Consider the following 12,033-nt stretch of genomic DNA (forward strand, 5'->3'; position numbering starts at 1 on the left):
CGGTCCCTTGCGGCGTAGGGGAGCGCGCATGTCGTACACCATCGCCATCGCCTCGGACCATGCCGCCTATGCCATGAAGGCAGAACTCGCCGAATGGTTGCGTAACGAAGGGCATGAAGTGCTCGACCTCGGGACCAACGGACCCGAGAGCGTCGACTATCCCGACTATGGCTATCGCCTGGCCAGGGCGATCGAAGAGGGCAGGGCGGCGCGCGGCGTCGCGCTGTGCGGCTCCGGCATCGGCATCTCGATCGCTGTGAACCGCAACCCGCATGCCCGCTGCGCGCTCGTCTCCGAGCCGCTCTCGGCCAGCCTTGCGCGCCAGCACAACGACGCGAACGTCGTCGCGCTCGGCGCCCGTCTCGTCGGCATCGAGATGGCCAAGGCCTGCGTCACCACCTTCCTCGCAACCGAGTTCCTCGGCGATCGCCACCAGCGCCGGGTCGAGAAGCTCAGCCATCCAGAAAGGGCCCCAGAATGAGCACCAACCCCGTGAACCTTGGCGCCCAGCCCGATGGCTATTTCACGCGCAGCCTCGCCGAGGCGGATCCGGCGGTCTTCGCCGGCGTACAGCATGAGCTGAAGCGCGAGCAATATCAGATCGAACTGATCGCGTCCGAGAACATCGTCTCCAAGGCGGTGCTGGAAGCCCAGGGCTCGGTCTTCACCAACAAATATGCCGAGGGCTATCCGGGCAAGCGCTATTATCAGGGCTGCCATCCCTCGGACGAAGTCGAGCAGCTGGCGATCGATCGCGCCAAGCAGCTGTTCGGCTGCGGGTTCGCCAACGTCCAGCCGCATTCGGGCGCGCAGGCGAACGGCGCGGTGATGCTTGCGCTCGCCAAGCCGGGCGACACGATCATGGGCCTCAGCCTCGATTCGGGCGGCCACCTGACGCACGGCGCCAAGGCGGCGATGTCGGGCAAGTGGTTCAATGCGGTGCAATATGGCGTCGATCCCGAGACGCACCTGATCGACTTCGACCAGGTCGAGCGCCTGGCCCGGGAGAGCCAGCCGCGCATCATCATCGCCGGCGGCTCGGCCTATCCGCGCCACATCGACTTCGCCCGGTTCCGCGCGATCGCGGACGAGGTCGGCGCGATCTTCATGGTCGACATGGCGCATTTCGCCGGCCTGGTCGCCGGCGGCGTCCACCCGACGCCGTTCGGCCATGCCCATGTCGTCACCACCACCACCCACAAGACGCTGCGCGGCCCGCGCGGCGGCGCGGTGTTCACCGATGACGAGGCGATCGCCAAGAAGATCAACTCGGCGGTGTTCCCGGGGCTCCAGGGCGGCCCGCTGATGCACGTCATCGCCGCCAAGGCGGTGGCGTTCGGCGAGGCGCTCCAGCCCGAGTTCAAATCCTATGCGGCGGCGATCGTCGAGAACGCCAAGATCCTGGCGGCCACGCTCAAGGAGCGCGGCGCGGCGGTGGTCTCGGGCGGCACCGACACGCACCTGGCGCTGATCGACCTCACTCCGCTGGGCGTGACCGGCAAGGACGCCGACGAGGCGCTCGAGCGCGCGGCGATCACCTGCAACAAGAACGGCATTCCCAACGATCCGCTGCCCCCGGTCAAGACCAGCGGCATCCGCGTCGGCTCGCCGGCCGGCACCACCCGCGGCTTCGGACCCGCAGAGTTCCGCGAGATCGGCAACATGGTCGCCGACGTGCTCGACGGGCTGAAGAAGAATGGCGAGCAGGGCGACGCCCAGGTCGAGCAGAATGTCCGCGAGCGCGTCCGCGCGCTGTGCGAGCGCTTCCCCATCTATCCGGAGCTCTGAGGATTGCGCTGCCCCTTTTGCGGACATGAAGACAGCCAGGTAAAGGATAGCCGCCCCACCGAAGACGGGGCGGCGATCCGCCGCCGGCGCCAGTGCGAGGCCTGCGCCGCGCGCTTCACCACGTTCGAGCGCATCCAGCTGCGCGAGCTGACCGTGCTCAAGAGCGAGGACAAGCGCGAGCCGTTCGACCGCGACAAGCTGGTCCGCTCGATCTCGGTCGCCACCCGCAAGCGGCCGGTCAACGCGATGCAGATCGAGAAGCTGGTCTCGGGCATCCAGCGCCAGCTCGAGACCGCCGGCGACACCGAAATCCCCTCCCAGAAGATCGGCGAGCTGGTGATGGAAGGGCTCAAGGGCCTGGATTCGGTTGCCTATATCCGCTTCGCCAGCGTCTATAAGGATTTCCGGGAAGCGAAGGACTTCGAGGAATTCGCCGGCAATGTGAGCGAGGTGGGGAAGGGGTAGTTTCCGCCCCTCCTCCAGGCCCTGTCGTCATCCCTCTCCCGGACCATTCGCGCATATGACGGCCATGGGTAGTTGTCCTCGGCGGATTGTGCGCTCAGGACACGCGCGGAAGCGATTGAAGAAGTGAGCAAAGCCGTGGCCCCATCCCCCGTCATCGTCCTCGTCCGCCCGCAGCTTGGCGAGAATATCGGCAAGGCCGCGCGCGCGATGCTCAATTTCGGGCTGGTCGACCTGCGCCTCGTCGCGCCGCGCGACGGCTGGCCCAATCCCGGCGCCGGCCCCGCCGCGAGCGGCGCGGACCTGGTGCTGGAACGGGCCGAGGTCTTCGAGACCGTCGCCGACGCGGTGGCGGATTGCGCGCACGTCTATGCCACCACGGTGCGCAAGCGCGGTGTCTCCAAGCCGGTCGTCACGCCAGAGGAGGCCGCCCGCGAGATCCATCGCGAGGAGGGCCGCTCGGCGATCCTGTTCGGCCCCGAGCGCTCGGGCCTGGAGACGGACGACGTGGCCGTCGCCCGCACCATCGTCACCGTGCCGATCAACCCGGAATTCGGCTCGCTCAACCTTGCCCAGGCGGTGATCCTGGTCGCCTATGAATGGTCGAAGGGCGTGCGCCTTGCCCAGCCGACCCAGGAAGAGCTCGATCCTCCCGCGGCGCAGGACGAGCTCGACGGCATGATCGGCCAGCTCGATGCGATGCTCGAGGAATCGGGCTATTATTTCCCGCCCGACCGGGTGCCGTCGACGAAGCGGACCTTGCGCACCCTGCTCACCAAGCCGGCCTGGTCGAGCCAGGAGCTGCGCACGCTGCGCGGCGTGCTCTCGGCGCTCGAAGGGAAGAAACGGCACCGCAGCAGCTGATACAGCGCTGCAATACACTTCCGCTTTCCGTAGATGTGAAACCCCGCTAGACTAGGCGAGTCTTTCGAGTGGGGAGGGATTTTTGATGCGTTTCGTACCCGTGCTTGCGTTGCTCGTTCTCGCTACCCCGGCGCTTGCCCATCAGGACGCCGATGGCGGAGCCGACAAGAAGGCCAAGGCCGAGAAGAAGATCTGCCGCGCGCTCGTCGCGACCGGCTCGATCATGGGCAAGCGGGAATGCCATACCAAGGCCGAGTGGGACGCGATGAGCGACCGTTCGACCAATGCGCGCGACAAGCTGGACCGCGACATGGGCGGCCGCACCGGCGGCATCGGCGTCAGCCGCAGCAACGACTGAGCGGCTTTCCGCGCGCCGGCGGCGTCGGCCGTCGCGCGGATGCCTGCACCTGCAAATCTCTTCAGCGCCGGTCGAACGCCTCGAGCTCATAGGCGATCGAGGCTTCGACCAGCCTGTCCCAGATCTCGCCGATCGGCGCGTCGGGAATGCCGGCGGCGCGGGCATGCGTGCGGGCATTTGCGATCACCTGAGCCTTGCGCGCCTCGTCGCGGACATGGGAGCGCTCCGGCTTGATGCGCGCGGCGGCGTCCATATAGCCGAAGCGGCGCTTGAGGAGCTGGACCAGCGCCGCGTCCACCGCGTCGACGCCGGCACGCACCTCGATCATGGTCGTGCAGGCTTCGGGATCGATCGTGTCTTGCATGGCGGCTCCTTGGCGGGGCGGCGCGCCGCTGTCCAGCTTGACTCGGCCGCGCCACGCCGCTAACCGCGCGCCTTCGCAATGGCCCCGCACCCCGGTGAAGCGGTGGCCCTGCCCTCCCTGGTGAGATCAGCAGGCGGATACCGGGAACAACGTCGTTAGCGATTGCAAGGATTTACGAATGTCGAAGCGTTCCAGCGCAAAGTACAAGCTCGATCGCCGCATGGGCGAGAACATCTGGGGCCGTCCCAAGTCCCCGGTGAACAAGCGCGAATACGGCCCGGGCCAGCACGGCCAGCGCCGCAAGGGCAAGATGTCGGACTTCGGCATCCAGCTGCGCGCCAAGCAGAAGCTCAAGGGCTATTACGGCGACGTCACCGAGAAGCAGTTCAAGCGCGCCTATGAGGACGCTTCGAAGATGAAGGGTGACACCTCGCAGAACCTGATCGGCCTGCTCGAGCAGCGCCTCGACATGATCGTCTATCGCGCCAAGTTCGCGCCGACGATCTTCGCGGCCCGCCAGCTGGTCAACCACGGCCACGTCCTGGTCGATGGCGAGAAGTGCAACATCGGCTCGCGCCGCATCAAGCCGGGCCAGACCGTTTCGCTGCGCGCCAAGGCGCAGGAGATGGCGCTGGTGATGGAAGCGCAGAGCCTCGCCGAGCGCGACATCCCCGATTACGTGTCGCCGGACGGCGCCTCGAAGATCACCTTCACGCGCGTGCCGACCCTCGACGAGGTGCCGTACCCGGTGAAGATGGAACCGAACCTGGTGGTCGAGTTCTACAGCCGCTGATGCCGGGATCTGGCGCTGGCCAGATCCGGCCATGATCAGCGGCGCGGCTTTGCCGCGGCGCCGATCCAGGCAGAAACGGGGCGGTCCTTCGGGGCCGCCCTTTTTCGTTGCGGGGATCGAACCGCTATGGCGGATGTCCGGTCTGGCCCGGCTCCCATGGTTCCGGCACAGATGACGGATGATCGATCCGACCTTGTCCACGCCCGCCGAGGTGCTGGCGGCCGCGCGCGCCATCGTGGCGGCGCGCTATCCGGATGCCGCCTTCGCGCTCGTCGCGGGATCGCTGATGCGCGGCGAGGGCACGGCGCATTCCGATCTCGATCTGATCGTGATGTACGACCGGGTCGAATCCTCGCGGCGTGAATCCTTCCTTGCCGAGGGCGTGCCGGTGGAGGTGTTCGTCCATGACGACGAGACGCTGGCCTGGGCGATCAACATCGCCGTGACGCGCGGCCGGCCCAGCCTTGTCGCGATGATCGCCGAGGCGACGGCGATCGGTCGCATCCCGCAGCGGGCAGCACGGCTGAAGGAGGCGATGGTCGCGGCCCTCGCCAAGGGGCCGCCGCCCATGGCGCCGGCCCAGCTCGATGCGTTGCGCTATGCGATCACCGATGCGGTGCAGGACCTGCGGGGGGATCGCGGCGCGGCCGAGCGCCTGGCGATCGGCGTCCTGCTATATCCGCTGCTGGCCGAGCTGGCGCTGCGCGGACGCGGCCAATGGCACGCGACGGGCAAATGGGTACCGCGCGCGCTCGCCAGGATCGATGGCGAGTTGGCCGATCGGTTCGACCACGCCTTTCGTGCCCTGTTCGGCTCGGGTGCGGCCGAGGCCGTCGTCGCGCTTGCCGAGCGGGAGCTTGCTCCGCACGGGGGCACGCGCTTCGACGGCGACGTCCAGATCGCCAACCCGGCCTGGCGCGCGCCGCCAGGCCGGTTCGGCGCCTAGGTCGAGGGCTCATATTCCTCCATCGTCATCCCGGCGCAAGGCCAGGATGACGATGGAAAATCAAATACTTGGTTGAGTTCTCAACCTAGCGCTTCCCGGCCTCAGGGCTTGGCGGGAAGCTTCAGCGCCGTGCGCAGGAACCCGTCGCTCTTGTCGAGCATCTGGGCGCGCGCGCGATCGTCGTCGAGCTGGTGGTCGAGGCCCTTGAACTCGACCAGCTCGACCGGCTTGCCGGCGCCGCGCAGCTTCGACGCCATCAGCCGCGATTCGCCGATCCCGACGTTCAGGTCGCGGTCGCCATGGAACATCAGCACCGGCGCCTTGATCTTCTCGGCATTCTGGGCCGGCGAGCCTTCCCGCACATGCGGCCCGGAGCCGATGAACTTGCTGACCAAGTCGTAGTTGGTGAAGCCCAGGGCTTCCTTTCGCAGCGTTTCCAGGTCGGTCACCGGCGCGATCGCCACGATCGCCTTGAACAGGTCGGGGGCGAGGGCCGGGCTCTGCAGCGCCGCATAGCCGCCATAGGACCAGCCGACGATCGCGAGCTTGTCCGGCGCGGCGATGCCCTGCGCGACCAGCCAGCGCCCGCCGTCGTTGACGTCGCCGATCGCGGTGCGCCACGACTGGAAGCCGTTCTTCTGGAACCAGGCGTCGCCATAGCCGGTCGATCCGCGGAAATTGGGCTGGAGCACCGCGAAGCCGCGCGCGGCATAGAATTGGGCGAGCCAGTCGAAGCCCCATTCGTCGCGCGCGCCCGGGCCGCCATGCGGCATCACGATCGCGGGCAGGTTCTTGCCGTCGCTGCCGGGCGGCAGGGTGAGATAGCCGGGAATCGCGGTGCCGTCGGCCGCCGGGAAATTCACTGCCCGCATCGGCGACAGGCTGGTCTTGGCCAGTTCCGGCCGCGACGGCATCACCTCGGCGAGCTGCCGGCTGGCCTTGTCATAGAGATAATAGGTACCCGGATCGGTGTCGCCCCCGGCGAACAGCAGCAGCTTCTTCTCGTCGGCGGTCGCATCGACGAAGGTGACCAGCGGCTTGCCGGGCAGCGCCTTGCCGAGCGCGGCGCGAAGCTTCCGCAGCTCGGGGTCGAAGAATTCGGTGTTGCGCTTGTCGGTGGCGTAGCTCACGCCGACCACGCGCCGCTGCCGGCCGATGCGGACCAGCCCGTCGACATCGACCTGGGGATGCTCGAACACCAGCGTGCGGTTGAGACTGCCGTCGAGCGCGATGCTGTAGAGCGCGGTCCGCCCGTCCTTGCCGTCGAAGCCATAGACGATGTTGGCGTCGCGATCGACGGCATAGGGGTTGAAGCCGGCATAGCCGCCGATACCGTCCGCGACGACTTCGCCCAGCTTCTTCCATTCGCGGCTGTCGGGCGTGCGATAGCTATAGGTGTAGCGGCCGGTGCTCATTCCCGTGCCGCGAGTCTCCGACACGCCCAGGATGCGGACATTGCCGTGCCCGTCGCTGATATACTCGCTGGCGCTCCCCCGGGGCAGCTCGACGCTCCGGCGCTTGAGCGTCGTCGCGTCGACCAGCTCCACTCCCATCCCCTCGCGCGTGTTGGCGAGATGGGTGCCGGTGGAATATTCGGGAATGGCCATGCTGGTCATCAGCACCGATCCGTTCGACCCGTCCGGGCCCCAGTCGATGATTTCCCCGCCCGACTGGGCGAAGCCGAGCGCGCCCGCGCTGGTGCGCTTGCTCAGCAGCTTGAGGTCCGATCCGTCGGCGTTGAGCGAGACCATCCGGGTGAAGGCGATTTTCTGGTCGAGCTGCTCGATCATGTAGATGTTGCACACGATCCGCGTCGAACTGGCCCAGCGGCAGCTGGTGAGCTGGTCGGGATCGCCGCTCGCGGTGAGCACCACCTTGGTCGTGCCGCTCTCCACATTGGCGACCACCAGCGCCGCGCCGCGCCCGGGCATCGGCTCGATCATCGCCACCTGGGTGCCGTCGGGCGACAGGCTGATCTGCTGCACGAACTCGCGCGCGCCGAAATTGCGCGCATCCTGGCTCTGTGCGGAAGCGAGCGCGGGCATGGCCGAAGCGGCGAACAGCGCCGCGCGAACAAAGTATTTCATGGATCCCCCCAATTTCGGCGGAGACCCTAGCCAACCCGCGCGCCTTGGCAATCCATCCGATCCATGGCCGCTGGGGACTGTGTCGCCGGCCATGCCCCCCGTGACAGGCTCCATGCCCATCGGACATCGTTGTCATCATTTGGAAAAATTAGCTTCATTTCGGTGTCTTCTCCAAGCCGTCCAATCGCAACAGCAGGCGCCTAGCGCGCCCCGGCAGCAGCCTGCGCTGTCCATGCGAAAAGGGGAATACCAATGCAGATCAGCCATATGCTGACGCGCACCAGCTTCACCGCCCTCCTGTTGACGGCGAGCGTTCCGGCGCTTGCCCAGGCACAGGAGGCCGCCAGCCCGGCGACCGACGCCACCACGTCCGACGAGGAGATCATCGTCACCGGCCGCGCCGGCGCCGGCGAACGCACCAAGCTCGACACCAGCTATGCCGTCACCACGCTGTCGAACGACATGATCCGTTCGCGCGCGCCGTCGAGCGTGACCGAGACGCTCAAGTCGGTCCCCGGCTTCTGGGTCGAGGCCTCGGGCGGCGAAGGCTCGGGCAATGTCCGCGCGCGCGGCATCCCCGTCGACGGCTTCGGCTCGATCAACCTGCTCGAGGACGGCCTGCCCGTGCAGCATGATCCGGCGCTCGGCTATCTGAACGCCGATCAGGCCTTCCGCATCGACGAATCGATCGAGCGGATCGAAGTGGTCCGCGGTGGCCCGTCCTCGGTCTTCTACTCGAATGCCCCCGGCGGCGTGGTCAACTACATCACGCGCCGCGCCGGCGATTCGCTCACCGGCAACGCCCGCGTGCTCTATGGCCCCACCGCCGAACTCTATCGTTTCGACGGCTGGATCGGCGCGCCGCTGGGCGAGGGCCTCAAGCTCGGCGTCGGCGGCTTCTACCGCAGCGAGCAGGGCGTCCGCGATCCCGGCTTCACCGGCAACAAGGGCGGCCAGATCCGCGCCGATCTCGTCAAGGAATTCGACGGCGGCTCGCTGACCTTCAGCTACAAGCATCTCGACGACAATGCGATCTTCTACACCGGCATCCCGCTGACCAAGGACAGCAAGGGCAAGATCGTCGGCCTGCCGGGCTTCGATCCGCATTATGGCACCACGGCCAGCCCGGCCTCGGCCAAGCTGGCGCTGCGCAGCGCCACCGGCATTGTGAACTTCGACAACACCAAGGGTACCGACATCCGGCTCGACCAGGGCTCGGTGCTCACCGACTATGAGTTCGCGCCGGGCTGGAAGCTCACCAACGGCATGCGCTACCGCGACAGCTACACGGTGCGTAACGGCGTCTACCCGACCTCGGTTGCCACCGCTGCGTCGTTCCTCGCCAGCAACCGCGCCGCGCTGCTCGCCGCCTTTCCGGGGGCGACCGACGTGCAGATTCGCTATGCCGACAATGGCCAGGCGTTCAACGTTGCCAGCCAGAACGGCAATGGCGACATCTTCATCAATGCCGCGCGGCCGGTGACGGTGTGGGAGCGCGAGTTCCTCAACGATTTCCGCATCGCCCACAAGTTCGAAGCCGCGGGCACGCATGATCTCGCCTTCGGCTTCTATTATGCCAACATCGACGAGACCTTCAGCCGCTATTCGGCCTCGACGGTGCAGGACGTGTCGAACAATTCCCGCCTGCTCGACGTGGTCGCGGTCAACGCCGCCGGCAGCGTCGTCGGTTCGCTGACCAAGAACGGCGTCGCCCGCTACGGCTCGGAATTCGCCAACGGCACCGGCAGCCAGACGACGATCGCGCTCTATGCCTCGGACGAGTGGCAGATCACGCCGACGCTGCGCTTCGACGGCGGCATCCGCTGGGAGCAGATGAAGGCCAGCGGCGCGCAGGAAGGCCAGAAGACGGTCAATCTGGGCGACCCGACCACGCTGGCGGACGACAACGTCCTCACCGGCAGCGGCGTATTCACCAACTTCGATCGCAAGTTCGACTCTATCGGCTACACCGCCGGCCTCGACTGGCAGTTCGCCAAGGTCGGGGGCGTGTTCGCGCGCTATACTCATGCTTTCCGCATGCCGAGTGTCGGCAGCTTCATCACCAGCGCCACCGCGCAGCCGGTGATCCAGGGCATCGACATGTGGGAAGCCGGGCTCAAGCTCTCCACGCCGCTGATCAGCGTCTATGCCACCGGCTTCCTGACCGACTACGACTCCTATTCGATCGGCAATTTCGTGTTCGCGCCGCCGCCGGCCACCGGCGTCATCCAGCAGACGGTCTATACCGACACGCGTGCCTATGGCGTCGAGCTCGAGGCCACGCTGCGCCCGGTCAAGTGGTTCGACTTCACGGTGCAGGCGACCATCCAGGAACCGACCTTCCGCAACCTGCGCTATAACGAGAACACTTCGGGCGGCCTGGTCGCGCGCAACTATTCGGGCAACCAGCTGCTGCGCGTGCCCAAGCTTTCGCTGCGCGCCACGCCGGCGGTCACGCTGTTCGACGGGCGCCTGCGCGCGCAGATGGACGTCGAGCATTATGGCGATCGCTATGCCGATGCGGCGAACACGTCGAAGCTGCCGGCCTATACGGTGATCAATGCCAGCGTCAGCCTGGGCCTGACGAAGAACATCCGTCTCTGGGCCTATGGCGACAACCTCACCAACACGATCGGCCTCACCGAAGGCAATCCGCGCGCGGGCGAGCTGACCAGCGGCCAGGCCAACGACCTGCTGTTCATCGGCCGTCCGATCGTGGGCCGGAACATCCGCTTCGCGGTGGATTTCTCGTTCTGACGAATGACACTCCCCTCCCTGCAAGGGAGGGGCTGGGGGCGGGTCGCGCGGCGTCAGCCGGGCTCCCCGCTCTCGGCAAGGAGAAAAGGCCGGGCTTGAGCCTGGCCTTTTCCAACCCACCCCTAACCCCTCCCTTGCAGGGAGGGGATTTTTCGAGGGCTCCATGCTCCGCTTCCTGATCGCGCTCGCTCTCCTGCTCGTCCACGCCCCCGCGCATGCGCAGCAGGCGGATCAGGTCGTCACTGGCGAGATCACCGGAGCGGACCACGAGACCTACAAGCAGATTCCCTTCGACGTGCCGGAGGGGGTCGAGCGCATCACCGTGCGCCTGACGTACGACAAGGCGAACCGGACGGTCGTCGATCTCGGCCTGTTCGATCCCCGGGGTTTCCGCGGCTGGAGCGGCGGCACCCGCGATCGCTTCACCCTTGCCCCCAGCGACGCCTCGCCCGGCTATCTCCCCGGCGCGCTGCCCGCCGGCCGCTGGTACGTCCAGCTCGGCGTGCCCAATGCGCGCAAGGACGCCCGCAGCGCCTATCGGGTCGAGATATTCCTCGATCGCGGTGCCGCCCGCAACGCCAGCGCCGCCATTGCCGACGGCCCGGTCAGGGCCGGCCCCGGCTGGTTCCGCGGCGACCTCCACATGCACGATGCCCATTCGGATGGCAGCTGCCTCAGCAAGTCGGGCAGGAAGGTGCCGTGCCCGCTGTTCCGCACCGTCGAGGCCGCGGCGCGGGCGGGCCTCGATTTCGTCGCGGTCACCGATCACAACACCGTCGCGCATTTCGCGGGGCTGCGCGAACTCCAGCCCTATTTCGACGATATCCTGCTGATCCCGGGCACCGAGATCACCAGCTTTGGCGGCCACGCCAATGCGATCGGCCTTGCGCGATGGGTCGATTTCCGCATCGGCACGCCCGGCGTTCCCAATGTCGCCGCGATGGAGAAGGCAGTGGCGGAGGCCGGTGCGATCCTGTCGATCAACCATCCGGCGCTGCCCTCGGGCGAGGCGTGCATGGGCTGCGGCTGGATCTGGCCGGACACCGACTGGGCGGGCATCGCCGCGATCGAGGCGATCAACGCCAACACGGTCGACACGCCGCTCTCGGGTATCGGCTTCTGGTACAAGCGGCTGAACGCGGGCAATCGCCTGACCGGCATCGGCGGCAGCGACAATCATGATCCCGACGCCCAGGCCGGTCGCGCCCCGATCGGCCGGCCCACCACCGTGGTCCATGCCGCGGAGCTCTCCACACCGGCGATCCTGGCGGGCATCCGCGCCGGCCGGGTCTTCATCGATGTCGAGGGTACGCGCGACCGGATGCTCGATGTGACGGCCGTTTCGGGCGGCAATCGCGCGGCGATGGGCGAGGCGCTTGCCGCCGGCATGACGATCGAGGTCAGCGCGACGATCGCCGGCGTGGCGGCGGGCAAGGTCGTGCTGGTCGCCAATGGCGTGGAGGCGCGGTCGCTGCCGGTCGGTCCGGCGGTCCGCTTCCGGCTCGATCGCAAGACGGCCTGTGGCTGGGTCGCGGTCAATGTGACGACCGAAGGCGGCAAGCTCCTGCTGGTCGGCAATCCGATCCATGTGACTTGCGGCAAGCGTTGAGCCGC

The 12,033-nt window shown here is 67.3% G+C and carries 11 protein-coding genes; 9 read left to right on the plus strand and 2 right to left on the minus strand.

The window, feature by feature from the left end:
• Positions 1 to 28: 28 nt before the first annotated feature.
• From rpiB to OMP43_RS11870, 5 genes are all read left to right on the plus strand, one after another.
• Complete coding sequence (gene rpiB / locus OMP43_RS11850; protein ID WP_280279928.1) at positions 29 to 481, plus strand: ribose 5-phosphate isomerase B; 453 nt, start codon at positions 29 to 31, stop codon at positions 479 to 481.
• On the plus strand, positions 478 to 1,788 hold the full coding sequence (gene glyA / locus OMP43_RS11855; RefSeq protein ID WP_280279929.1) for a serine hydroxymethyltransferase: 1,311 nt from the start codon (positions 478 to 480) through the stop codon (positions 1,786 to 1,788). The genes rpiB and glyA overlap by 4 nt, the downstream gene beginning before the upstream one ends.
• A gap of 3 nt (positions 1,789 to 1,791) precedes the next feature.
• Positions 1,792 to 2,253, plus strand: coding sequence for a transcriptional regulator NrdR (nrdR, locus tag OMP43_RS11860; protein WP_086128254.1), 462 nt, complete (start codon positions 1,792 to 1,794; stop codon positions 2,251 to 2,253).
• 135 nt (positions 2,254 to 2,388) lie between these two features.
• Complete coding sequence (locus OMP43_RS11865; RefSeq protein ID WP_280279930.1) at positions 2,389 to 3,114, plus strand: RNA methyltransferase; 726 nt, start codon at positions 2,389 to 2,391, stop codon at positions 3,112 to 3,114.
• Between the two features lie 85 nt (positions 3,115 to 3,199).
• A complete protein-coding gene (locus tag OMP43_RS11870) occupies positions 3,200 to 3,472 on the plus strand; it encodes a hypothetical protein (protein WP_280279931.1) in 273 nt (90 codons plus the stop codon).
• Positions 3,473 to 3,533: 61 nt separating this feature from the next.
• On the opposite strand, the gene OMP43_RS11875 is transcribed toward OMP43_RS11870, so the two are convergent.
• Positions 3,534 to 3,836, minus strand: coding sequence for a chorismate mutase (locus OMP43_RS11875; RefSeq protein ID WP_280279932.1), 303 nt, complete (start codon positions 3,834 to 3,836; stop codon positions 3,534 to 3,536).
• Between the two features lie 178 nt (positions 3,837 to 4,014).
• On the opposite strand from OMP43_RS11875, the gene rpsD reads away from it, so the two are divergent.
• Positions 4,015 to 4,629, plus strand: a complete 615-nt coding sequence (rpsD, locus tag OMP43_RS11880; RefSeq protein WP_086128258.1) for a 30S ribosomal protein S4 — start codon at positions 4,015 to 4,017, stop codon at positions 4,627 to 4,629.
• Between the two features lie 178 nt (positions 4,630 to 4,807).
• Positions 4,808 to 5,575, plus strand: a complete 768-nt coding sequence (locus tag OMP43_RS11885) for a nucleotidyltransferase domain-containing protein (RefSeq protein ID WP_280279933.1) — start codon at positions 4,808 to 4,810, stop codon at positions 5,573 to 5,575.
• 101 nt (positions 5,576 to 5,676) lie between these two features.
• Here OMP43_RS11885 and OMP43_RS11890 read toward each other — a convergent pair whose 3' ends face one another.
• Positions 5,677 to 7,662: a S9 family peptidase gene (locus tag OMP43_RS11890; RefSeq protein ID WP_280279934.1), complete on the minus strand. Its 1,986-nt coding sequence runs from the start codon at positions 7,660 to 7,662 to the stop codon at positions 5,677 to 5,679.
• 252 nt (positions 7,663 to 7,914) lie between these two features.
• Between OMP43_RS11890 and OMP43_RS11895 the strand changes: the two genes are divergently transcribed.
• Positions 7,915 to 10,419, plus strand: a complete 2,505-nt coding sequence (locus tag OMP43_RS11895; RefSeq protein WP_280279935.1) for a TonB-dependent receptor — start codon at positions 7,915 to 7,917, stop codon at positions 10,417 to 10,419.
• 163 nt (positions 10,420 to 10,582) lie between these two features.
• Positions 10,583 to 12,028: a CehA/McbA family metallohydrolase gene (locus tag OMP43_RS11900; protein WP_280279936.1), complete on the plus strand. Its 1,446-nt coding sequence runs from the start codon at positions 10,583 to 10,585 to the stop codon at positions 12,026 to 12,028.
• Positions 12,029 to 12,033: the final 5 nt, after the last annotated feature.

The organism is Sphingomonas sp. CBMAI 2297 (assembly GCF_029870595.1).
Classification (GTDB): Bacteria; Pseudomonadota; Alphaproteobacteria; order Sphingomonadales; family Sphingomonadaceae; genus Sphingomonas.